Origin of the sequence: Rhizobium esperanzae (assembly GCF_002204185.1) — a bacterium.
GTDB classification, from domain to species: domain Bacteria; phylum Pseudomonadota; class Alphaproteobacteria; order Rhizobiales; family Rhizobiaceae; genus Rhizobium; species Rhizobium esperanzae.
The window spans coordinates 43,683-64,618 of record NZ_MXPU01000016.1; the positions used below are offsets into that span (position 1 = coordinate 43,683).

At 62.6% G+C, this 20,936-nt stretch carries 24 protein-coding genes and 1 pseudogene; 16 read left to right on the forward strand and 9 right to left on the reverse strand.

From position 1 onward, the window contains the following. Positions 1–26 precede the first annotated feature (26 nt). The 6 genes from B5E41_RS22150 (at position 27) to plsY (ending at position 4,230) form a co-directional block, all read left to right on the forward strand. Positions 27–977: a heme o synthase gene (locus B5E41_RS22150; protein ID WP_088396144.1), complete on the forward strand. Its 951-nt coding sequence runs from the start codon at positions 27–29 to the stop codon at positions 975–977. Continuing rightward, positions 977–1,117 (forward strand): hypothetical protein, encoded by a 141-nt coding sequence (locus B5E41_RS31845; protein ID WP_004672998.1) that lies wholly within the window; start codon positions 977–979, stop codon positions 1,115–1,117. Before B5E41_RS22150 ends, B5E41_RS31845 begins: the two co-directional genes overlap by 1 nt. Beyond that, positions 1,114–1,722, forward strand: a complete 609-nt coding sequence (locus B5E41_RS22160; RefSeq protein WP_064809744.1) for a cytochrome c oxidase assembly protein — start codon at positions 1,114–1,116, stop codon at positions 1,720–1,722. The genes B5E41_RS31845 and B5E41_RS22160 overlap by 4 nt, the downstream gene beginning before the upstream one ends. Positions 1,723–1,782: 60 nt before the next feature. Further along, on the forward strand, positions 1,783–2,661 hold the full coding sequence (locus tag B5E41_RS22165) for a cytochrome c oxidase subunit 3 (protein WP_064800923.1): 879 nt from the start codon (positions 1,783–1,785) through the stop codon (positions 2,659–2,661). Between the two features lie 370 nt (positions 2,662–3,031). Continuing rightward, the gene (locus B5E41_RS22175) at positions 3,032–3,511 is read left to right on the forward strand and encodes an HIT family protein (RefSeq protein WP_088396060.1); all 480 of its coding nucleotides are present in this window, start codon (positions 3,032–3,034) and stop codon (positions 3,509–3,511) included. A 32-nt stretch (positions 3,512–3,543) separates the two neighbouring features. Further along, the gene (gene plsY, locus B5E41_RS22180) at positions 3,544–4,230 is read left to right on the forward strand and encodes a glycerol-3-phosphate 1-O-acyltransferase PlsY (RefSeq protein ID WP_088396061.1); all 687 of its coding nucleotides are present in this window, start codon (positions 3,544–3,546) and stop codon (positions 4,228–4,230) included. 339 nt (positions 4,231–4,569) lie between these two features. On the opposite strand, the gene B5E41_RS22185 is transcribed toward plsY, so the two are convergent. Continuing rightward, a complete protein-coding gene (locus tag B5E41_RS22185; protein WP_088396062.1) occupies positions 4,570–5,211 on the reverse strand; it encodes a chloramphenicol phosphotransferase CPT family protein in 642 nt (213 codons plus the stop codon). A gap of 118 nt (positions 5,212–5,329) precedes the next feature. Here B5E41_RS22185 and B5E41_RS22190 point away from each other — a divergent pair, with 118 nt between their 5' ends. From B5E41_RS22190 to rnhA, 5 genes are all read left to right on the forward strand, one after another. After that, positions 5,330–5,710, forward strand: coding sequence for a DUF983 domain-containing protein (locus B5E41_RS22190; RefSeq protein WP_088396063.1), 381 nt, complete (start codon positions 5,330–5,332; stop codon positions 5,708–5,710). After that, the gene (locus tag B5E41_RS22195; RefSeq protein WP_088396064.1) at positions 5,703–6,458 is read left to right on the forward strand and encodes an SURF1 family protein; all 756 of its coding nucleotides are present in this window, start codon (positions 5,703–5,705) and stop codon (positions 6,456–6,458) included. Before B5E41_RS22190 ends, B5E41_RS22195 begins: the two co-directional genes overlap by 8 nt. A gap of 76 nt (positions 6,459–6,534) precedes the next feature. Further along, a complete protein-coding gene (ispH, locus tag B5E41_RS22200) occupies positions 6,535–7,536 on the forward strand; it encodes a 4-hydroxy-3-methylbut-2-enyl diphosphate reductase (protein WP_088396065.1) in 1,002 nt (333 codons plus the stop codon). A 53-nt stretch (positions 7,537–7,589) separates the two neighbouring features. Further along, positions 7,590–8,555: a homoserine kinase gene (locus B5E41_RS22205; RefSeq protein WP_088396066.1), complete on the forward strand. Its 966-nt coding sequence runs from the start codon at positions 7,590–7,592 to the stop codon at positions 8,553–8,555. Then, positions 8,552–9,007, forward strand: a complete 456-nt coding sequence (gene rnhA, locus B5E41_RS22210) for a ribonuclease HI (protein WP_088396067.1) — start codon at positions 8,552–8,554, stop codon at positions 9,005–9,007. Before B5E41_RS22205 ends, rnhA begins: the two co-directional genes overlap by 4 nt. Positions 9,008–9,281: 274 nt before the next feature. Here rnhA and B5E41_RS22215 read toward each other — a convergent pair whose 3' ends face one another. From B5E41_RS22215 to B5E41_RS22225, 3 genes are all read right to left on the reverse strand, one after another. Continuing rightward, positions 9,282–10,358, reverse strand: a complete 1,077-nt coding sequence (locus B5E41_RS22215; protein WP_088396068.1) for a zinc-binding metallopeptidase family protein — start codon at positions 10,356–10,358, stop codon at positions 9,282–9,284. A gap of 86 nt (positions 10,359–10,444) precedes the next feature. Continuing rightward, positions 10,445–10,636 (reverse strand): CsbD family protein, encoded by a 192-nt coding sequence (locus B5E41_RS22220; RefSeq protein ID WP_088396069.1) that lies wholly within the window; start codon positions 10,634–10,636, stop codon positions 10,445–10,447. A gap of 119 nt (positions 10,637–10,755) precedes the next feature. Beyond that, positions 10,756–11,361 (reverse strand): YqgE/AlgH family protein, encoded by a 606-nt coding sequence (locus B5E41_RS22225; protein ID WP_088396070.1) that lies wholly within the window; start codon positions 11,359–11,361, stop codon positions 10,756–10,758. A gap of 141 nt (positions 11,362–11,502) precedes the next feature. Between B5E41_RS22225 and B5E41_RS22230 the strand changes: the two genes are divergently transcribed. The 5 genes from B5E41_RS22230 (at position 11,503) to B5E41_RS22250 (ending at position 15,846) form a co-directional block, all read left to right on the forward strand. Continuing rightward, entirely contained in the window at positions 11,503–12,339 is an 837-nt protein-coding gene (locus tag B5E41_RS22230; protein ID WP_176439459.1) for a protein-disulfide reductase DsbD domain-containing protein, read from the forward strand. Positions 12,340–12,419: 80 nt separating this feature from the next. After that, entirely contained in the window at positions 12,420–12,905 is a 486-nt protein-coding gene (locus B5E41_RS22235; protein WP_020920584.1) for a peroxiredoxin, read from the forward strand. Positions 12,906–13,308: 403 nt separating this feature from the next. Continuing rightward, positions 13,309–14,058, forward strand: coding sequence for a metal ABC transporter ATP-binding protein (locus B5E41_RS22240; protein WP_088396071.1), 750 nt, complete (start codon positions 13,309–13,311; stop codon positions 14,056–14,058). Next, the gene (locus B5E41_RS22245) at positions 14,055–14,927 is read left to right on the forward strand and encodes a metal ABC transporter permease (protein ID WP_088396072.1); all 873 of its coding nucleotides are present in this window, start codon (positions 14,055–14,057) and stop codon (positions 14,925–14,927) included. The genes B5E41_RS22240 and B5E41_RS22245 overlap by 4 nt, the downstream gene beginning before the upstream one ends. 16 nt (positions 14,928–14,943) lie before the next feature. Then, a complete protein-coding gene (locus tag B5E41_RS22250) occupies positions 14,944–15,846 on the forward strand; it encodes a metal ABC transporter solute-binding protein, Zn/Mn family (RefSeq protein WP_088396073.1) in 903 nt (300 codons plus the stop codon). Positions 15,847–15,878: 32 nt separating this feature from the next. On the opposite strand, the pseudogene B5E41_RS22255 reads toward B5E41_RS22250, so the two are convergent. From B5E41_RS22255 to B5E41_RS22275, 5 genes and pseudogenes are all read right to left on the reverse strand, one after another. After that, positions 15,879–16,400 (reverse strand): annotated as a pseudogene (locus B5E41_RS22255) (molybdate ABC transporter substrate-binding protein); the annotation flags it as partial. Positions 16,401–16,442: 42 nt separating this feature from the next. Continuing rightward, positions 16,443–16,751 carry a Dabb family protein gene (locus tag B5E41_RS22260; RefSeq protein WP_088396075.1) on the reverse strand — a complete coding sequence of 103 codons (309 nt, stop codon included), beginning with the start codon at positions 16,749–16,751 and terminating at the stop codon, positions 16,443–16,445. Between the two features lie 107 nt (positions 16,752–16,858). Beyond that, positions 16,859–17,278 carry a hypothetical protein gene (locus B5E41_RS22265; protein ID WP_088396076.1) on the reverse strand — a complete coding sequence of 140 codons (420 nt, stop codon included), beginning with the start codon at positions 17,276–17,278 and terminating at the stop codon, positions 16,859–16,861. Between the two features lie 108 nt (positions 17,279–17,386). After that, positions 17,387–20,299: a sensor domain-containing phosphodiesterase gene (locus B5E41_RS22270; RefSeq protein WP_088396077.1), complete on the reverse strand. Its 2,913-nt coding sequence runs from the start codon at positions 20,297–20,299 to the stop codon at positions 17,387–17,389. Continuing rightward, entirely contained in the window at positions 20,296–20,910 is a 615-nt protein-coding gene (locus B5E41_RS22275) for a GNAT family N-acetyltransferase (RefSeq protein ID WP_011424324.1), read from the reverse strand. Before B5E41_RS22275 ends, B5E41_RS22270 begins: the two co-directional genes overlap by 4 nt. Positions 20,911–20,936 lie beyond the last annotated feature (26 nt).

A 20,936-nucleotide genomic window follows, 5' to 3' on the forward strand; every position in this document is an offset into this window, starting at 1 on the left:
GGCATGAGTAAATTCAGGACGGAATGATGACGGTTATCGACAATCACGAGGCGCTTGCAGAGGACGGCGAAATGTCGGAAGCGAGCGCGCGCGATTATTTCGAGCTCTTGAAGCCGCGGGTCATGTCGCTCGTGGTCTTCACCGCCTTTGCCGGTCTCGTGCTGGCGCCGGGCCACATCAATCCGATCCTCGGCCTGATCGCCATCCTTTGCATCGCCGTCGGCGCCGGCGCCTCGGGCGCGCTGAACATGTGGTACGATGCCGATATCGACGCCGTCATGAGCCGCACCGCCAAGCGCCCGATCCCGGCCGGCCGCGTCGCCCCATCGGAGGCGCTTGCGTTCGGTCTGGTGCTGTCGGGCTTTTCGGTTGTCATTCTCGGCCTTGCCGTCAATTGGCTGTCGGCCGGCATCCTCGCCTTCACCATCTTCTTCTACGCCGTCATCTACACCATGTGGCTGAAGCGTTCGACGCCGCAGAACATCGTTATCGGTGGTGCCGCCGGCGCCTTTCCGCCGATGATCGGCTGGGCCTGCGTGACGAATTCGGTGACGATCGAGAGCACCGTTCTCTTCCTGATCATCTTCCTGTGGACGCCGGCGCATTTCTGGGCGCTTGCCCTGTTCAAGATGCGCGATTACGAGGCCGTCGGCGTGCCGATGCTGCCGAACGTCGCCGGCGAGCGGGTGACCAAGCATCAGATCGTCGCCTATGCGGTGCTGACCGCGATCTGCGCGGTATTGCCATCCGTCCTCGGTTTCGCCAGCTTCGCCTACGGCCTTGTCGCCGCCGCCCTCGGGGCGATCTTCATCTACTGTTCCATCGCCGTCTGGCGCATGCCGGATGGCGATCTGAAGATGATCCCCGCAAAGAAGCTCTTTGCCTTCTCGATCTTCTATCTCTTCGCCGTATTTTCAGCCCTGATGATCGACCGGCTGGCTTCGGTCTTGGTTTCGCACGCTGGAGGTTGGTTCTGATGGATCTGGTCAAGCTCACCGAAAAGCAGATGAAGTCGCGCCGCAATCGCAATATCGCCCTCGGGCTGGTGCTGGCCGGTCTTGTCGTCCTCTTCTATGCGATCACGATCGTGAAGATCGGCGGGGGAATGGCCGGATGAGCGAAAAAGCTGCCGCACCCAGGAAGCAGGGCCGCAACAACGGCGCCGTCGTGTTGATGTGCCTGAGCTTCGTCTTCGGCATGGGCGCGATGAGCTATGCCGCCGTGCCGCTCTACCGCATCTTCTGCCAGGTGACCGGCTATAACGGCACGACACAGCGCGTCGAGCAGATGTCGAGCGTCGTCCTCGACCGCAAGATGCGCGTCACCTTCGACGCCAATGTCGCCCCCGGCCTGCAATGGGATTTCAAGCCGGTCGAGCGCGAGGTCAATCCGAAGATCGGCGAAACCATCCAGGTCAATTTCGTCGCCGAGAACCGCTCGAACGAAACTCAGCGCGGCCAGGCGGTGTTCAACGTCACGCCGGGCGAAGCGGGCGCCTATTTCAACAAGGTTCAGTGCTTCTGCTTTACGGAAACGGATCTGAAGCCGGGCGAGAAGCTGGAAATGCCGGTCGTGTTCTATATCGACCCTGAAATCGTCAAGGCGGTGGAATCGAAGGATATCCATACCGTGACGCTGTCATATACGTTCTACCCGAAAGAGGGTCCGAAGCCTCTCGCTTCGAATGAGGGTGGAGCGGTGAAGATTGAAAAGAAACTTTGATCAAGGCTCGTTTCCGGCTATGCCGGGGGCGAAGTGAGGAAGACATCCGGGGATAGCCACATGGCCGATGCGCATCAGAAGAACCACGACTACCACATCATCGATCCGAGCCCGTGGCCGATTCTCGCCTCGCTCGGCGCCTTCATCATGGCGATCGGCGGCGTCTGCTATATGCGTTACCTGAACGGCGGCTCCTTCAAGCTCGCCGGCGCCGAACTCGCCAATCCCTGGCTCTTCTTTATCGGCCTCGTGCTGGTTCTCTACGTGATGTACGGCTGGTGGGCCGATACGGTAAAGGAAGCCCATGAGGGCTCCCACACCCGCGTCGTCTCGCTGCACCTGCGTTACGGCATGATCATGTTCATCGCTTCGGAAGTGATGTTCTTCGTCGCCTGGTTCTGGGCCTATTTCGACGCCAGCCTGTTTCCGAACGAGGCCATTCAGGCCTCGCGCATGGCCTATACCGGCGGCGTCTGGCCGCCGAAGGGCATCGAAGTCCTCGATCCCTGGCACCTGCCGATCTACAACACCGTCATCCTGCTGCTTTCCGGCACGACGGTGACCTGGGCGCACCATGCGCTGCTGCACAACGACCGCAAGGGCCTCGTTCAGGGCCTGACGCTGACCGTGCTGCTCGGCATCCTGTTCTCCAGCGTGCAGGCCTACGAATATGCCCACGCTCCGTTCGACTTCAAGAATTCGATCTACGGCGCGACCTTCTTCATGGCGACCGGCTTCCACGGTTTCCACGTCCTCGTCGGCACGATCTTCTTGCTGGTCTGCCTGCTGCGCGCGCTGCGCGGCGATTTCACCCCGAAGCAGCATTTCGGCTTCGAGGCAGCCGCCTGGTACTGGCACTTCGTCGACGTCGTCTGGCTGTTCCTGTTCTTCTGCATCTACGTCTGGGGCGGCTGGGGCGCTCCGGTCGCCGCAGGCTGATCGGGACGGAATAAATGAAAAAGGCGGGCTCGGTGCCCGCCTTTTTTGTTGACGATTTCGGCTTTGCCTCGCGAACTTCCTCATACTCCTTCATTGACCCGAGCATCCACGCCGCGAGCATTTTGTTGGTTGCTGGCAGGGTAGGGCAACGGGCCTCGACGAAAGAACGAAAGACGGATCTCTTGGAGTGCTGCGTATGGATGCTCGGCTCAAGGCCGAGCATGACGGAGGTTGAGGGGCACGCTTGGCAAGAGGCGTGAGGCAGGGTGCAAGATGCGAGGTGCCCATCGGCGCTCAGCGACGGATAGAAGCACTACGGCGGCCGATACGCATTCGCGCATATCCGCAGACCCGACCAGGAGGAATGGCAATGCAGATCCCCGATCGATTCCTCGTTGCCGAGACGGAGGGATGGCTGGTGAATCACCGGATCAATTCCGCTCTTCCCGGTTATCTCATGATCAGCTCCAAGACGAACACGAACGATCTGTCGGAGTTGCCCGAGGCAGCTTTAACGGAGCTCGGGCCGCTGCTGGCGAGAGTTCAGAATGCGCTGAAACGGAAACTGAACGCAGGGCGCGTCTACATCGGCCGGTATGGCCATTCCCCCGGTTTTCCGATCCATTTCCACGTGATCCCGATCTATGAGTGGGTGGAGGAATTGTTCTGGAAAGACAGCCGATATCGCGTGCTTCAGAATTTTGCCGATGGACCGGGAGAGACCCCGACGGATGGCGCCGAACTGACCCTGTTCGTCTGGCGCGAATTCTGCGAGCGCGCGGAGCCGCCGCCGGTTCAAGGCCGGTCCGTCGCGGAGACCATTGAATTATTGCGAAGGGCAATGCGATGATACACCGATAGGTCGAGCATCGAGAAGGCGCCATGGTTTTTTGGGCAGCGAGTTTGTTTGCATTGGCGATTGGCTACCTCATCGGTTCCACGCCCACGGGCTATCTTGCCGGGAAACTGCTTAGAGGCATCGATATTCGCGACCATGGCTCCGGATCCACCGGCGCAACGAACGTCTTGCGAACCCTGGGGAAATGGCCTGCGTCGGCGGTGCTTCTGGTGGATGTGCTGAAAGGCGCGGGAGCGATCCTGTTTGCCCGTTGGTTTTATCCGTGGCTCCGCAGAGTGCTGCACGACATGCCGCCGGCCGCACTTGATCTGCAAGCCTGGCTGCCTTGGGCTGTTTGCCTGGCCGGACTTGCCGCATTGCTCGGTCATAGCCGTTCGATCTGGCTGCATTATAAAGGCGGCAAATCCGTCGCTACCGGGCTCGGCCTGTTGCTCGCAATATCCTGGCCCGTCGGTCTTGGCGCCCTTGCGGTTTTTGGCGTCGTGCTCGCCATCTTCAGGATTGTTTCCCTCGGGTCGATGCTGGCGGCTTTGACGGCAATCGCTCTCATCTGCAGCCTCGAGCAGCCCTTGCCCTATCGGTTGCTGGTGATCTCAGGCGGTGCCTATGTGATCATACGTCATCGCGCCAACATTCGCCGTCTGCTGTCAGGGATGGAGCCCCGCCTGGGGCAAAACAGCGCGGAATCGAAAACGGCGTCGCAAAGTTAGAGCGGCGACCTGGGGTTGACGCCCGATGCGTCCGTTGCGCGGCCACAACCGACTGGGTGGAGGGACGGAACGGAAAGGTCGCGGCAAATCTCTTCTCCCCTTGGGGAGAAGGTGCCGGCAGGCGGATGAGGGGGCTACACGGCACCGCGCCCGTAACCGCCTATCCCACTAAAGCGACATGGGCGAGACAATGCTGGCGCGGTCGAACTTCCGCAACGTTTGGAAAGACCTGTTTCTGCGGCCCCCTCATCCGCCCTACGGGCACCTTCTCCCCGCTGGGGAGAAGGGGAGTCGTCAAGCCGCGGCATGCCTTTGCCCATTTGGGCCGCGCCGCTTCTCTCACCGCCCGCCGGCGATCCGTTCGAAGGCAGAGGGTGTGGGAATGCCGAGATCCAATTGGTGGCGGATCGCTTCGGCGCATTCCAGTGTGGTCAGCACCGAGGTATCGACCTCCATGTCGTAGGTCCCGGGGCGATGAACCTCGTCCTGCCAGCGCTGCACCGGTTCGGGGACCGGCATCTCTTCGGAGGCTCTTGCATAGAGTGTCTCGCGCCCTTCTTGCTTGATCTCGCGCCGCTGCATGATCGTCTCGATCGGACAGCGCACGCCGACGAACAGCACGGAGAAACCCTGCAGGCGCCGGGCGCAATCGGGAAGAATGCCGAGCGGCTGCGAGTAGCTGTCGTGATGGCCGAGATCGGCGACCACATTGAGCCCGAATCCAGCATGGATGGCGATGGATTCGTAGAGCGAGGCATAGAGAAACGGCACCAGTTCCTCCAGATCCGGCCGCTCGCCCCCTGGCCTCAGTCCGATGCCGGGCAGGTAGCGCTTCGGCGTCATGGCATTATAGGCGTCGACGCCGAGATTGATCCACGGGCCTTCGAATTCCTCCTGGATCGCACGCGCAATGCTGGATTTGCCGCTTCTGGGCGCACCGTTCAAGATAATGATCTGTCCGGCATGGCTGTCATTGGTCATCAGTCTTCTTCTTCTGTTTGGCGCGAATCGCTCAGGGACGTCGTGCAGGCATTTCCATTCGGGATGCGAATACTTTATGGGAGAGTTAAGGCAGCATGGAATTGTCGGAAGGAATCGCATGAGCGAGGACAGCGCCCATTATCCACCCCTCGATCCGGTGAAAACCGGTTTCAAAGGCTGCTGCCCGCGCTGCGGCCATGGCAAGCTGTTCGATGGCCTGCTCGGCCTGAAGCCGCGTTGCGCCTCCTGCGGCCTGGATTATTCCTTCGCCGATTCCGGTGATGGCCCGGCGGTCTTCGTCATCCTCATCGTCGGCTTCATCATCATCGGCATGGTGCTGTGGCTGCAGGTCAATTACGGGCCGCCGATCTGGGTGCATATCCTCATTTTCGGGCCGCTGACGATCATCCTCTCGCTTCTGACACTGCGCTGGTTCAAGGGCATCCTGATCGCCATGCAGTACCGCCATAATGCCCGCGAAGGACGTCTGAGTGACTGACGTTGATCATGCCGTGGCGCGCCGCCGGCTGCCTGTCATAACCGGCATTCTGGTGCTGATCGCCCTTGCCATCCTGGTTTCGCTCGGCACCTGGCAGCTGCAGCGCCTCCACTGGAAGCAAGGCCTGCTCGATGATATAGCCGCGCGCCAGGCTGCCGCGCCGGTGCCGCTCGCCGATATCGAGGCAATGGCCGCGTCCGGCGGCGACATCGAATACCGCAAGGTCACCGCCACCGGCCGTTATATCAACAATAAGGAGCGGCATTTCTTCGCCACCTGGCACGGCCAGACCGGCTTTTATGTCTACACCCCGCTCGAGCTTGCCGACGGGCGCATTCTCTTCGTCAACCGCGGCTTCGTTCCCTATGAGAACAAGGAACCGGAAATGCGCATGCAGGGCCAGCTGACCGATCAGCAGACGGTCACCGGGCTCGCGCGCGCCAAACTTGCCGGCAAGCCGTCCTGGCTGGTGCCCGACAATGACGTCGCCAAGAACATCTTCTACTGGAAAGACCTCGACGTCATGGCCGAGAGCGTCGGCTTGGAGAAGGCGCGCGTCATCCCGTTCTTCGTCGATGCTGATTCCACCCCCAACCCGGCCGGCCTGCCGATCGGCGGCGTCACCCAGGTGGATCTGCCGAACGATCATCTGCAATATGCCCTGACATGGTACGGGCTTGCCGCCGTGCTCGTCGTTGTGGTGGCGATCTCCTGGTTCCGAAAACCCGGCAAGGCTCCTCGGCAATAGTATCGCTTCAATTCCCGGCCATATTGGGCTAGAGGTCCCTTACTCCCACGCTGAACGGAATTTTGACGGAACGGACATGACTATTGCGGCGAAACCTCCCTTGACGATCAGGCTCTGCGGTCCGCGCGGTTTCTGCGCCGGCGTCGACCGCGCCATCCAGATCGTCGTGCTGGCGCTCAAATCCTATGGCGCGCCGGTCTATGTGCGCCACGAGATCGTCCACAATCGTTATGTCGTCGAAGGGCTGGAGGCCAAGGGCGCCGTCTTCGTCGAGGAGTTGGACGAGATCCCCGCCGAGCATCGCGCCCAGCCGGTGGTCTTCTCCGCTCACGGCGTGCCGAAATCGGTGCCGGAGGATGCGGCGAGCCGCAATCTCTTCTATCTCGACGCCACCTGTCCGCTCGTGTCCAAGGTTCACAAGCAGGCGATGCGCCACAATCGCCTCGGCCGCCACGTCGTCCTCATCGGCCATGCCGGCCACCCGGAAGTGATCGGCACGATGGGGCAACTGCCGGAAGGTTCGGTTTCGCTGATCGAGACGATCGAGGATGCCGATGCCTACGCCCCCGCCGATCCCGACAATCTCGGTTATGTCACCCAGACGACGCTGTCGGTCGACGATACGGCCGGCGTCATCGCCCGCCTGCAGGAGCGATTTCCGCACCTGACCGCGCCGGCGGCGGATTCGATCTGTTATGCGACGACCAACCGCCAGGAAGTGGTGAAGCAGGCGGCCCCGGGCTGCGATCTCTTCATCATTGTCGGCGCGCCGAATTCCTCCAATTCCAAGCGTCTCGTCGAAGTGGCGCTGAGGGCAGGGGCGAAGAAATCGATCCTGGTGCAGCGCGCCGCCGAGCTCGACTGGGAGGAGATCGGCGCGATTTCGACGCTCGGCCTTTCCGCCGGCGCCTCGGCGCCGGAGGTGATCGTCAACGAGATCATCGAGGCTTTCCGCGCCCGCTTCGATGCCCGCGTCGAGCTGGCCGAGACGGTGCAGGAAACCGAAAACTTCTTGGTCAACCGCGAATTGCGCAGCATCGAGCTGACGACGGCCGACATGGCCTTTGTCAACGGCTAGGCCGCCACCGCGTCCCGGTCATCACCATCCACAATACAGAGACGAGACCTCCCTTGGCAGTCTATACCGATATCGCCGAAGACGATCTGAAATGGTTCCTGACGGAATATGATGCAGGCACGCTGCTCTCCTATAAGGGTATCGCCGAAGGCGTCGAAAATTCGAATTTCCTGCTGCATACCTCCAAGGCGCCGCTGATCCTGACGCTTTATGAGAAGCGTGTGGAAAAGAGCGACCTGCCTTTCTTCCTCGGCCTCATGCAGCATCTTGCGGCCCGCGGCCTTTCCTGCCCGCTGCCGCTGCCGCGCCGCGACGGCGCCTTGCTCGGCTCGCTCTCCGGCCGGCCGGCAGCGCTGATTTCCTTCCTCGAAGGCATGTGGCTGAGAAAGCCGGAGGCAAAACATTGCCGCGAAGTCGGCAAGGCGCTGGCCGAAATGCATGTGGCCGGCGAAGATTTCGAGCTGAAGCGTCCGAACGCGCTGTCGCTCGAGGGCTGGCGGGGGCTCTGGGAAAAATCCGAGGCGCGTGCCGATGAGGTCGAGCCCGGCCTGCAGGGCGAGATCCGCAACGAACTCGATTTTCTCGCCGCCGCCTGGCCGAAGAGCCTGCCGTCCGGCGTCATCCATGCCGACCTTTTCCCCGACAACGTCTTCTTCCTGGGCGATCAGCTCTCCGGCCTGATCGATTTCTATTTCGCCTGCAACGACCTGCTTGCCTATGACGTCTCGATCTGCCTGAACGCCTGGTGCTTCGAGAAGGATGGCGCCTATAACATCACCAAGGGCATGGCGATGCTCGAGGGTTATCAGAGCGTCAGGCCGTTGAGCGAGACGGAGATCGCCGCCCTGCCGGTGCTCGCGCGCGGCTCGGCGCTGCGCTTCTTCCTGACCCGGCTCTATGACTGGCTGACGACGCCGAAAGGCGCCATGGTCACCAAGAAGGACCCGCTCGAATATCTGCGCAAGCTGCGCTTCCACCGCCAGATCGGCTCAGCTGCAGAATACGGGCTCAGCCTATGAAACACGTCGATATCTTCACCGACGGCGCCTGCTCCGGCAATCCCGGCCCCGGCGGCTGGGGCGCCGTGCTGCGTTATGGCGACGTCGAAAAGGAGCTTTGCGGCGGCGAGGCGGAGACGACCAACAACCGCATGGAACTGCTGGCAGCGATCTCTGCCCTGCAGGCGCTGAAGACCCCTTGCGAGGTCGATCTCTATACCGACAGCGCCTACGTCAAGGACGGCATCTCCAAATGGATATTCGGCTGGAAGAAAAACGGCTGGAAGACATCGGACAAGAAGCCGGTGAAGAATGCCGAGCTCTGGCAGGCGCTGGAAGAAGCCCGCAACCGCCACAAGGTGACGCTGCACTGGGTCAAGGGCCACGCCGGCCACCCGGAAAACGAACGCGCGGATGAACTTGCGCGCCGGGGCATGGAGCCCTTCAAGAAGGGCAAGGCAGTTTCGTTTTAGGGGTGTGCGGTTTTGCCGTTGCGCACCTCTCTCTATATTAAAGCACTGGCGGCATGAATGTGCCCGTCGGTTCAACCCAATCTCCGTCATGCTCGGGCTTGACCCGAGCATCCACGCCGACACCTACCAGCAGGGGCATGGATCCTCGGCTCAAGGCCGAGGATGACGGAATATGTGGTGTCGTCCCGGCCAATTCGTCCCCGAAAGCCGACAACGGGCGGAGGCGGACTCATCCGATAACGAGCACGGGATGAGGATGGGAGAGGCTTTGCTCTCACTGCTGCGGCGCCGTCGCCCCGGCCTGGATCAGCCGATGCAGATATTCGAGCTTGGCCACGACAGGCGACGACAGCACGAAGGGATAGGAATCCGGCTGGCCCATGCTGCGCTGGATGGCGTTGATCGCGATGCTGAGCGGCACCCAGGCGCTGACGAGCTGTTCGGCGCTCTTTGCCCTGTAGGGAAGGAAATCGACCTCGCCTGCTATTTCCTCGTGGCCGCGCGGATCGATGGCGATGCCGAAGGCGCGGGCGGTCTCCAGTGTGTCGACGATGTGGAGGTAATGCGCGAAGCATTCGGCGAAATCCTCCCATGGGTGCGATGCGGCATAGGCGCTGATGAAATGATCCTGCCATCCCAAAGGCGGGCCGCCGGCATAGTGTTTTTGCAGGGCGGCCGCATAATCCTGCCGTTCGTCACCGAAGACGGCGCGGAATTCAGCAAGGCCGTCGCGATCGCGCACCAGTTTGTTCCAGATGAAATGGCCGGTCTCGTGGCGGAAATGGCCGAGCAGCGTGCGATAGGGCTCGTTCATCGAGCTGCGCGCCTGTTCGCGCGTCGCGTCGTCGGCTTCGGCGGCGCGGATGGTGATCAGGCCTTCCTCGTGGCCGGTCATAGCAGGCACGACATTGCCGTTGCCCTGCAGGGAATCTTCGAGGAAATCGAAGACCAGGCCGCCTTGCGGATCTTGGCCGCGATCGGGATGCGGCAGCTTCCAGCGCAAGAGCGAATAGAAGAGATGACGCTGCGCCTGGCCGATGCGCCGCCAGCGGTCGATGCCGTCCTGCATGTCGGTATTCGGAACCAGCCGGTTGTGGCGGCAGGCGGTGCAGAATTCACTGTCGCTCTCGCCCTCCACCAGCCAGTTGCAGATGTCGAGGCCTGAATTGGCGCAGAAGCGCACGTGCCGGTCGGAATCGGAAACGAGCTGCCAGACCGTCTCGTCGCGCGGCTCCAGCGCATGCATGGCGAGGTCGCCGGGCAGGAAGCCGAGGCGATGGTTGCAGCGCACGCACCGGCGATTGTCGAAGTGGACGACCTGGTCGCAATTGTCGCAGGCAAAAAGTTTCATCGTACCGTTCTCTGCAAGGCAGCGGCGAATTAAAATGCCTGCTGCGCGCGTGCGCAGCAGGCCGGGTGAGGGGCTGAGCTGTTGGTTCAGAGCCGATCGACGGCGCCTTTGAGCTTGTCCTTGACCTTGCCTGTTGCGACCTGTCCCTTGCCCTTGGCTTCCTGGACGTCGCCCTCGGCCTGCATGTCGCGATTGCCCGTGGCCTTGCCGGCGGCCCGCTTGGTCTTGCCGGCAATTTCGTTTGCCTTGCCTGAAATCTTGTCGCTGGTGCTACCCATCTGTGATGTCTCCATGCTTCGGCGTCGGACCTGTCGTCCGCGCGGAAAGGGAACGTCACTGGCGGCTATTCGTTCCCGCGACCGTCAGGGAGCCGCGACCGTCTTGCGAGCCGCGACCGTCAGGCGTGGCCGGCCTCGGCCGATAGCATGGCGGCGTTGATGCCCATGCCGGCAAGCGCCCGCTCGTACTTGTCGTCGAGGTTGCGGTCAAAGATCAGTTCCTCATTGGCCGGGCAGGTGAGCCAGCCATTGTTGGCGACCTCGTTTTCGAGCTGGCCGGCCGCCCAGGAGGAATAGCCGAGCAGCATGGTCGCGCGCTTCGGCCCGGCGCCCTTGGAGATGGCGCGCACGATATCGAGGGTCGCCGTCAGGCAGATGTCGTCGCTGACCGGGATTGAGGAGTCGCTGGCATAATCGTCCGAATGCAGCACGAAACCGCGGCCGCTCTCCACCGGGCCGCCCGTCTGGATCGGGAAATCGCGCGCCCGCTGCGGCAGCACGATCGGTTCTTCCTGCTTGATCATGTCGAGATGCTGGAGCACGTCGGTGAAGGTGAGGCTCTGCGGCCGGTTGATGACGAAGCCCATGGCACCGGCATCCGAATGCGCGCAGATGTAAATCACCGTGCGCGCAAAATTGCGGTCTTCCATGCCCGGCATGGCGATGAGGAACTGGCCATCGAAGAAGCCACGTTCCCGTCTGTTCTTCAGCGTAGATAAGGACATCGTTCCTCCTGCTGCCAGACCGCATCAAGGCCCCGACAAGAGAAAGATGGGCCAATGTCACAAATCAATCAACCGAAAATGAAGATTTAAATGGCTGCTTCTTCTGGCGGCCGGAGAGCACTTTCGGTAAACCGTTGTTCCATGATGATTATTTTCATGGCCCCGCGTCGGCTTTTGATGGCGGTCATTTCCGTGACCGCGGCTCTCGGCCCTTTTTGTTCCGCCAGGGCGGAAATGAGCGCCTGGGCCGAGGCCGAGGGCGGCCGCATGCGCCTCGTGGCGCTGGCGCCCGACGCCGGCGGCAAAATCCGCGCCGGCCTGCAGATCGAACCGAAACCCGGCTGGATCACCTATTGGCGCGAGCCCGGCAACAGCGGCATTCCGCCTCAGGTCACCATCGCGCCGGCCAGCGGCGTCACGCTCGACGCCATTGGCTATCCCGTCCCGAAGCATTTTTTCAAAGACGGGATCGAGGATATCGCCTATGACGCGCCGGTGACGTTGCCGCTGTCGTTGATGGCTGGGAAAGGCGAGATCAAGATCGACGCCTCGGCCTTCATCGGCATCTGCAAGGATATCTGCGTTCCCTTCCAGGCGAATTTGAGCCTGAAGCTCGGCCGCGCCATGCAGTCGCATCCGGAGGAAGAGGCGATCCTTGCGGCCGCTGATGCGACGCTGCCGAAACCGCCTTCGGATGATTTCAAGGTGACGGCGCATGCGATCTCACCTGATCGGAAGACGCTGTCGCTGACGCTCGCCTTGCCGGGTGGCGGGAAGGGCGCCCCCGATATCATCGTCACCGGCCCGAGCGGTTATGCCTTCACCAAGCAGAGCGGCGGCAAACGCGATGGGGCCACCTTCAAGACCGATATGGCAATCGGCAAGCTGCCCAAGGATTACGACATGTCAGGCAAGCGCTGGGGCGTGCTTGTTATCGATGGCGACAGGGCGATAGAGACCACGCTTGCCTTTGACTGACCGGCACTTATAGTCGCCACCATCCCCCGCGGCGCCCGCCGCAGAGCCCGCACCCAGCAACAGAACCCGAGGAGAAAACCATGACCATCGCGATCGGCGACAAGCTTCCGGCCGCCACCTTCAAGGAAAAGACCGCCGACGGCCCGGTCGAAATCACCACCGAGCAGCTCTTCGCCGGCAAGCGCGTCGTGCTCTTTGCCGTGCCGGGCGCCTTCACGCCCACCTGCTCGCTGAATCATCTGCCGGGTTATCTCGAAAACCGCGACACCATCCTCGGCAAGGGCGTCGACGACATCGCCGTTCTCGCCGTCAACGACTGGCATGTGATGGGCGCCTGGGCGCAGTCTTCGGGCGGCCTCGGCAAGATCCACTTCCTCGCCGATTGGGACGCCGCCTTCACCAAAGCCGTCGGTCTTGAAGCCGACCTCTCCGCCGGCGGCCTCGGCCTGCGCTCCAAGCGCTATTCGATGCTGGTCGAAGACGGCGTGGTCAAGGCCCTCAACGTCGAGGAAAGCCCCGGCCAGGCGACGGTTTCCGGCGCGGCGGCGATGCTGGAACTGCTCTGAGTTTTGATTCCGAGAGATGAAAAGGGCGGCGGCCGTTCGGTCGCCCTTTTTGTTGTTTGTTGACGACGTCGGCGCACCCGCCTCGTCCTTCGAGGCCCCTGCGGGGCGCCTGAGGATGAGGCTCTCTGGAACGTCGGCGCTTGCTTCTCTGAGCCTCATCGCCGCCCAGACAAAAGGCGAGGCAGACAACCGCGGAATTCACCAACGTCCCGCTCCGCCTCAATCTTGCCGCAATCGTTATAACATAACCGTAATGTTATTACATTGTAGGATCAGCCATGTCGCCGAGCCCCGACCGCCTTACCATCAGCCTTATGGGACAATCGGCCTTATTGAGGGTAGTCGGCGTCGCACTGGTCATTGCCGTTCTCTGGCTCGCCATCCACTGGGCGGTTCTGCTGCCATGACGCCGTTGATCCGTCTCGACGATCTCACGATCGCCTATGACCGTCACCCGGCCGTCCATCATGTCTCCGGCGTCTTTGCGCCGGGCAGCCTGACGGCGATTGCCGGGCCGAACGGGGCGGGCAAGTCGACGCTGCTGAAGGCGATTATGGGGGAGCTTCGCCCGGCCGAAGGCAGGGTCGAGCACCGGCTGGCACGGGCGGAATTCGGCTATCTCCCGCAGGCGGCCGAGATCGATCGGCGCTTTCCGATCTCGGTCATCGACACCGTCATGCTCGGCGCCTGGAAGGCGAGCGGAGCCTTCGGCCGCGTGGCACCCGCCGATGTGAAACGGGCGGGCGAGGCGCTGGCCGCCGTCGGTCTCGATGGTTTCGGCAGGCGCCATGTCGGCTCGCTCTCGGCCGGCCAGTTCCAGCGTGTGCTCTTTGCCCGCCTGCTCTTGCAGGATGCCGGCGTCATCCTGCTCGACGAGCCGTTCACCGCAATCGATGCCCGCACGACCAGGGATCTCCTCGATATCGTCACCCGCTGGCATGGCGAGGGCCGCACCGTCATAGCCGTGCTGCATGATTTCGAGCTCGTCCGGACGCATTTCCCCCAAACCCTGCTGCTTGCCCGCGAACTGGTGGGCTGGGGGCCGACCGGCGACGTCATGTCCTCTGCCAATCTTCTGAAAGCCCGCGCCATGGCCGAGCGCTGGGATGAGGATGCGGCGGCCTGTGAACCGGAAGAGGCGCCGGCGGCATGACGGCTTACGATCTCTTCCTCGCGCCCTTTGCCGATTTCGGTTTCATGCGCCGCGCCCTTGTCGCCTGCCTCTGCCTCGGACTCGGCTCTGGGCCGATCGGCGTCTTCCTGATGCTGCGGCGCATGAGCCTGATGGGCGATGCCATGAGCCATGCCGTGCTGCCGGGGGCGGCGCTCGGTTATCTCATTGCCGGCTCGCTGTCGCTGACGGCGATGGGCCTCGGCGGTCTTGTCGCCGGCCTGTCGGTGGCGCTGCTGTCCGGCGCCGTCAGCCGCATGACGGTGCTGCGCGAGGATGCAAGCTTTGCCAGCTTCTATCTCGCCTCGCTGGCGCTCGGCGTACTGATCGTCTCGCTGCGGGGCTCGAACATCGATTTGCTGCACGTGCTCTTCGGCACCATCCTGGCGATCGATGCGCCGGCACTTTACCAGATCGGTGCGATCACCTCGCTGACGCTTCTCATCCTCGCCGCCATCTACCGGCCGCTGGTGGCCGAATGTTTCGACCCGGGTTTCTTGAGAGCCGTCGGCGGGCGCGGGCCGGTCTATCACGTCCTCTTCCTGCTGCTGGTAGTGCTGAACCTCGTCGCCAGCTTTCAGGCGCTCGGCACGCTGATGGCGGTCGGCCTGATGATGCTGCCGGCGGCCATCGCCCAGCTCTGGTCGCGCAGCCTGCCTGTCATGATGCTGATCGCCACCGTCAGCGCCGCCGCCTCCGGCTATCTCGGCCTGATCGCCTCCTACCATCTCGAACTCGCCTCCGGCCCGACGATCATCATGACGGCGGCGCTGTTCTACGCCGTTTCAATCCTCTTCGCGCCTTCCGGCATCGCCCGGCGCTTCTTTCCTCGCCCGCATCTGAAGGGCTGATTTCAAGGAGACTTCGATGATATCGCACAGACTGCTTCTCTCGGCCGCCGTAGTTCCCGCGCTGATGGCGCTGTCGGCCGCGCCCGCTTTCGCCGAAACGCTGAAGGTTGTGGCGTCCTTCACCGTGCTTGCCGATGTGGTCAAACAGGTCGGCGGCGACCATGTTCATGTCACGAGCCTCGTCGGGCCTAATGGCGATCCTCATGAATTCGAGCCGTCGCCGGCCGATGCGAAGAATTTGAAGGCGGCCGAGGTCACCTTCGTCAGCGGCGAAGGGCTGGAAGGCTGGATGGAGCGGCTGATCACCGCCTCGGGCTACAAGGGCAAGCCGGTGACGGTCTCCGATGGCATTGCCACCCGCACCATGGAAGAGGACGGCGAAAAAATCACCGATCCGCATGTCTGGAACAGCCCGGTCAACGTCAAGGTCTGGGTCGCCAATATCGAAAAGGCGCTGTCATCAGCCGATCCCGCCGACGCCGCCGCCTTCAAGGCCAATGCCGAGAAATACACGAAGACGCTGGATGAGCTGAACGCCTATGCCCATGCGAAATTCGACGCGATCGCCGAGGATCGCCGCAAGGTGCTGACCAGCCACGACGCCTTCGGCTATTTCGGCCGCGAATACAAGGTGAGCTTCCTGGCGCCGCTCGGTCTCTCCACCGAGAGCGAGGCCTCGGCCGCCGGCGTCGCCAAGCTGATCGAACAGATCAAGAGCGAGCACGTGAAGGCCTATTTCTTCGAAAATTCCAACGATCCGCGCCTGGTCAAGCAGGTCGCCAAGGCTACCGGCGCCGAACCCGGCGGTGAGCTCTTTGTCGAATCGCTCTCCGATGCCAAGGGCCCGGCGCCGACCTATGAGAAGATGTTCCGCTACAATGTCGACCAGCTCGCCGCGGCCATGGCCAAGTCGAGCTGAGGACCGAGGCCTCGGGGTCGTGCGCCGCTGCGCTAGCGGCGCTCGACACCCTTTGCCGTCAGGATATCGTCAACGGCAGTCGAGGTCAGAAACGCCGAGAGCTGCCTGGCGGCTTCTGCATCACGCGGATCGGCGCTGACGCCGACGGCGAAGTCGATGTAACTTTGGAGCTCTGCCGGAAACCGGCCGGCGAGCACGACGTCGGGAGCGGCTGCGAGAATCGACGTCACGGGAACGACGGCCAGCTCGGCCTCCCCACGGCTGACCGCCGCCGCCGTCTGCCCTCCCGGTACGGCCACGAGTTTGGGCTTCACCTCATCGGCTATTCCCAGGCGATCCAGCAAACCGCAGAAGTAGCTGCCGCTGGTTCCGTCACTGGCGTAAGCGATCGTTTCGGCGCTCTTCAATGCGTGTACGAATGCGACGACCGATCCCATGTCGAGTGGCCGGCTGCCCGCCTTTGCGGCCACACCCATCCCGACTCGGCCAAACCTGACCTGGCTCCCTGCCTTGACCTTCCCCGTGGCAGTCAAGTCCTGAACCATGGACGGATTGATGAACGGATCGCAGCTGCGTTCCGCAACTGCCGGCCGTTCTCACAGATTGAGGTCGAAGACCAGGATGCCGGCAAGGCCGCCATCCGTCGAGGAGACGATACGCTCGCCGACGGCCACATGGGCGGGATGGACGAGATAGGCATCCCGCGCTTCGGCGCTTTCGAAGGTCACCGCAAAACCATCGACGAAGCCGGCATGCAGGCCTTCGGGTGAAACATTCGGCCCGTATTTGATATCCAATATGCCGGGGATGACCTGTTTCAATGCGACGATCGCGTCGAACAGCGATTGCTTGTCGTCCATCGTCATCGCCGTCTTCAGCCGCAGGAACACGCAGTGCAGGATCATTATGGTCCTCCCGATTTTCTCGAGAGGAGAATAGCGGCCAAAGCCGGGAGGGCAATGAGATTTATTTTTGACGCCGGTCGTTGGCCGAGCGCCGGAGGAGGCCGGGCCTACATCTGGTCGGTCGCCGCCATGTCACGATTATAGATCTTGTGGACGAGCTCGCCGGCGTGAGCACGGGCTTCGTCCTTCTGTGCCGGCGTCATTGGCCGGCAGGTGTTCCTGAGGTTGGAGCGGTCGAGCACGGTGGCCGCACCCGAATTGGTGATGACGAGGTGCCAGCTGCAGGAGGCGACCCTGTCGACGACCACCGCGCCATGGCATCCGGAAGACAGGCAGAAAGCCACGGTCTGCTGCGCGGCGTGATCGCCCTTCTGTGCCAGCGCCAGCGCCGTCTGGAATTCCTCGGCCCATCGTTCACAATGCTTCACCCCAGGCATGCACGACCTCATGACGGGATGGATGTCACCGGCCTGAAGCGGCGAGACGAAAAAGGCGCCGATCGAGAGGGCGAGCAGAAGCTTGAGCATCGAAAATTCCTTGCGTGATAAAGGAGTGGCGCACATTGCCGGCCGTCGGTCAATGGCCATTTATGGGAAGGCGCGCCGGGAAGAACCCGTAAAGGCGATCGCTTTCCCTCACGCCCGTTTCGTCAGCGGAAACCGGTCGCGAAGCAGCCGCAGCACCGAGTCCGATGGCATCGGTGGGCCGAAGAGATAGCTCTGACCGTAGCTGCAGCCCATTTTGGCCAGTTCGATCGCATCCTCGTTGGATTCGATGCCTTCGGCTACCACCTTCATCTCGAGCTCGCGCGCCATCGATATCACCGATCGGAGCACGGTCGCCTTCTTGTCGCTGCTGTCGCGCACCAGCGCCTTGTCGAGCTTGATCGTGTCGAAGGGGAAGCGGGTGAGATAGGCAAGCGACGAGTAGCCCGTGCCGAAATCGTCGAGCGCCAGGCCAATGCCGGCTTCTTTCAGCTTCTGCAGCACCAGGCGGGCCTGTTCCGGATTTTCCATCACCATGGATTCCGTCAGTTCCAGCTTGAGCCGCGAGGGTGCGCAATGGGTCTTGGCGAGAACCGAACGCACGTCGTCATAGAGCTCGTTGTTGAGCAGTTGCACGCTCGACAGATTGATCGACACGAAGATCGGCAGTTCGCCGGTCTGGGTCTGCCAGCTCATCAGGTCGTTGGTCGCCTGTTCCAGCGCGAACATGCCGAGCGGGCCGATGAGATCGGAGGCCTCGGCGATGGGGATGAATTCGGAGGGCGGGATATTGCCGCGCTTGGGATGTTCCCAGCGCATCAGCGCCTCGAAGCCGGCGACTTCGACATCCTCCAGCCGGGCGATCGGCTGATAGACCATCGACAGTTCCTTGCGCTCGATGGCGCGGCGCAGATCGGTTTCGAGCTGCAGCCGGTCGGTGCCGAAATCGCGGAAGGCCGGCTGGAACGGCTCGACGCGGTTGCCGCCGGCCCGCTTTGCCCGATACATCGCAAGCTCGGCGTCGCTGAGCAGGCCGGTCGCGCTCTCCTGCCGGTCCACCCAGGAGGCGAGCCCGATCGAAGCCGTCAGGATGATCTCGCGATTGGCGAAGTTGATCGGCACCATGATCGCCTTGCTGACCGCATCGGCGAAATCGGCGACCTTGGCCGGGTTGTGTTCGGACACCAGGATCAGACCGAACTGGTCGCCGGCAAGCCGCGCCAGCGTATCCTGCTGCTTCATCAGCCGGCGAAGGCGCCGCGTCAGCGCGATCAGGATATTGTCGCCGGCGGCCACTCCGAGGGAATCATTGACCAGCTTGTAGCGGTCGATGTCGATGACCATCACCGTCGGACGCAGCGTCTCGCCGCCCGGCGCCAGCGCCAGCACCGACTGCAGCCGGTCGAGGAAGACCTGTCGGTTCGGCAGGCCGGTCAGATTATCGTGCAGCGCATCCTGCAGCAGCCGCTCGACGGAATTCTTCTGCTCGGTGACGTCGACGATCGTGCCGACGCAGCGGATGATCTCGCCGTTGGAGCCGAGCACCGGCCGGGCGCGGATCAACAGCCAGTGGAAATGCCCGTCCTCGGCGCGGATGCGGAACTCGTGGTTCAGCCGGCCGCGGCGGTGTTCGAGCAGCACGTCGAGTGTGGCGCGGAAGCGGTCGCGGTCGTCAGGGTGAAGCCGCGGCAGCCAGTTGCGCGCCGCCCCGTGCATGGCACCTGGGGAGAGGCCGAGTTTGACCGAGACGTCGGGAATGGTGACGACGCGGTCGCGCGCCACGTCCCAGTCCCAAACCATGTCGCCGGAACCGGTCAGCGCCAGCGATTGCCGCTCGAGATCGGAAAACAACCCCTGCTGGAACGCGCCGCCGGCAAAGGCGTGCTGCATCACGGTAAAGCCGATCAAAAGCACGATCAGCACCAGGCCGCCGCCGAGCGCCGGCTGGATGATGTCGTTGTCGAGCCGGCCGGTGACCGTCAGCCACGCCCCGAACAGCCAGACGAGCGTCAGCGCCCAGGCCGGCACCAAGAGGATGGCGCGGTCGTAGCGGTTGAAGCCGAGATAGATGATCAACAGCAGCCCGGTCGCCGCCGTCAGCGCGAAGGACAGTCTGGCGATGCCGGCGGCGATCGACGGATCGTAGATCGCCACGCCGAAGAGCAGGGCAAGGCCGAGCACCCAGGCGAGTGTGGCGTAACCGAGATGCGCATGCCAGCGGTTGAGGTTCAGATAGGTGAAGAGGAAGATGACGAAACTCGAGGCGAGCGCCACCTCCGCGCAGGCGCGCCATATTCGCTGGTCGGCCGAGGCGACGCTGATCAGCTTGCCGAGGAAACCGAAGTCGACGCAGATGTAGCCAAGCACCGCCCAGGCGAGTGCTGCCGTCGCCGGCAGCATCGACGTGCCCTTGACGACGAAGAGGATGGTGAGGAACACCGCCAGCAGACCGGCAATGCCGAGCACGATGCCGCGATAGAGAGTGAAGGCGTTGATCGTGTCCTTGTAGGCGTTCGGTTCCCAGAGATAGATCTGTGGGAGCTCCGGCGTCGACAGTTCGGCGACGAAGGTGATGACGGCGCCGGGGTTCAGCGTGATGCGGAAGACGTCGGCCTCGTCGCTCGGCTGCCGGTCGAGCGCAAAGCCTTCGCTCGGCGTAATCGCGCTGATCCGCTGCGAGCCGAGATCCGGCCAGAAGAGCTTGGAATTGACCAGGCGGAAATGCGGCGCGACGATGACCCGCTCCAGCTGTTCCTCCGAGACATTGGCAAGCGCAAACACCGCCCAGTCGCCCTGGTGATTCTCCGAGCTCGCCCGGACCTCGATGCGCCGGCGGATGCCGTCGGCCCCGGCCGCCGTCGAAACCTGAAAGGCCTCGCCCTGGTTGGCGTAGATCTCGGTCGTCGCGGTGAGATCGAGCGCGGTATCGTCACGGGAAATCTTCACCGGCTCGGCCGCCTGGGCAACGCCCGCCGAAAGGGCGAAGACCGCCAGGAAAAGGGCTGCGATCACCGCGATCACTCGTCCGGACGGTGACTTGGGCAGCATGCTGTTTCTGGTCATCGGCTGTCGGTTTTCCTGCCTTTATCCGTATCTGTGGCGAGCCGTGAGAACATCACGTGGTCGTGCCACTGACCGTTGATCTTCAAATATCCGCGCAGATAGCCTTCCCGTTGAAACCCGGCCTTTTCAAGCAGACGCATGCTGCGCGCGTTATCTGGAATACAGGCTGCTTCAATACGGTGCAACTCAAGCCCGGAGAAGATGTAAGGAATAACCAATTGAAGCGCGGCGTACATATGCCCCTGGCCGGCATGGCGTTCGCCCATCCAGTAGCCGATCATGCAGCTTTGTGCCGCACCGCGCCTGATATAGCCGATGGTGATGCCGCCGACGAGAGTGCGGTTTTCCTTGAGGAAGATGAACAGCGGGATCGACTGTCCCGAGGCATATTCCTGCTTGCCGCGGATGACGCGGGCGCGGTAGGCGCCCTCCGTCAGCTCGTCGCGCCGCCAGGTCGGCTCCCAGGGTTCCAGGAAGTTGCGGCTTTCGGCGCGCAGCCGGTGCCACTGGTTGAAATCCTGATAGCGCGGCAGGCGCAGGAGGTATTTCTCATTCTCCAGCTCCACCGCATCCGGCTGCCGCGACAGGAACCGAAACACCGATTTTGGCATCGATCACTCCCGGCAGACGGACGTCG

Bases quoted from the DNA above. Each gene is read 5' to 3' on its own strand.
- B5E41_RS22150 (WP_088396144.1), top strand. From the start codon at position 27: ATGACGGTTATCGACAATCACGAGGCGCTTGCAGAGGACGGCGAAATG.
- B5E41_RS31845 (WP_004672998.1), top strand. From the start codon at position 977: ATGGATCTGGTCAAGCTCACCGAAAAGCAGATGAAGTCGCGCCGCAAT.
- B5E41_RS22160 (WP_064809744.1), top strand. From the start codon at position 1,114: ATGAGCGAAAAAGCTGCCGCACCCAGGAAGCAGGGCCGCAACAACGGC.
- B5E41_RS22165 (WP_064800923.1), top strand. From the start codon at position 1,783: ATGGCCGATGCGCATCAGAAGAACCACGACTACCACATCATCGATCCG.
- B5E41_RS22175 (WP_088396060.1), top strand. From the start codon at position 3,032: ATGCAGATCCCCGATCGATTCCTCGTTGCCGAGACGGAGGGATGGCTG.
- plsY (WP_088396061.1), top strand. From the start codon at position 3,544: ATGGTTTTTTGGGCAGCGAGTTTGTTTGCATTGGCGATTGGCTACCTC.
- B5E41_RS22185 (WP_088396062.1), bottom strand. From the start codon at position 5,211: ATGACCAATGACAGCCATGCCGGACAGATCATTATCTTGAACGGTGCG.
- B5E41_RS22190 (WP_088396063.1), top strand. From the start codon at position 5,330: ATGAGCGAGGACAGCGCCCATTATCCACCCCTCGATCCGGTGAAAACC.
- ispH (WP_088396065.1), top strand. From the start codon at position 6,535: ATGACTATTGCGGCGAAACCTCCCTTGACGATCAGGCTCTGCGGTCCG.
- rnhA (WP_088396067.1), top strand. From the start codon at position 8,552: ATGAAACACGTCGATATCTTCACCGACGGCGCCTGCTCCGGCAATCCC.
- B5E41_RS22215 (WP_088396068.1), bottom strand. From the start codon at position 10,358: ATGAAACTTTTTGCCTGCGACAATTGCGACCAGGTCGTCCACTTCGAC.
- B5E41_RS22220 (WP_088396069.1), bottom strand. From the start codon at position 10,636: ATGGGTAGCACCAGCGACAAGATTTCAGGCAAGGCAAACGAAATTGCC.
- B5E41_RS22225 (WP_088396070.1), bottom strand. From the start codon at position 11,361: ATGTCCTTATCTACGCTGAAGAACAGACGGGAACGTGGCTTCTTCGAT.
- B5E41_RS22230 (WP_176439459.1), top strand. From the start codon at position 11,503: ATGATGATTATTTTCATGGCCCCGCGTCGGCTTTTGATGGCGGTCATT.
- B5E41_RS22235 (WP_020920584.1), top strand. From the start codon at position 12,420: ATGACCATCGCGATCGGCGACAAGCTTCCGGCCGCCACCTTCAAGGAA.
- B5E41_RS22240 (WP_088396071.1), top strand. From the start codon at position 13,309: ATGACGCCGTTGATCCGTCTCGACGATCTCACGATCGCCTATGACCGT.
- B5E41_RS22245 (WP_088396072.1), top strand. From the start codon at position 14,055: ATGACGGCTTACGATCTCTTCCTCGCGCCCTTTGCCGATTTCGGTTTC.
- B5E41_RS22250 (WP_088396073.1), top strand. From the start codon at position 14,944: ATGATATCGCACAGACTGCTTCTCTCGGCCGCCGTAGTTCCCGCGCTG.
- B5E41_RS22260 (WP_088396075.1), bottom strand. From the start codon at position 16,751: ATGATCCTGCACTGCGTGTTCCTGCGGCTGAAGACGGCGATGACGATG.
- B5E41_RS22265 (WP_088396076.1), bottom strand. From the start codon at position 17,278: ATGCTCAAGCTTCTGCTCGCCCTCTCGATCGGCGCCTTTTTCGTCTCG.
- B5E41_RS22270 (WP_088396077.1), bottom strand. From the start codon at position 20,299: ATGACCAGAAACAGCATGCTGCCCAAGTCACCGTCCGGACGAGTGATC.
- B5E41_RS22275 (WP_011424324.1), bottom strand. From the start codon at position 20,910: ATGCCAAAATCGGTGTTTCGGTTCCTGTCGCGGCAGCCGGATGCGGTG.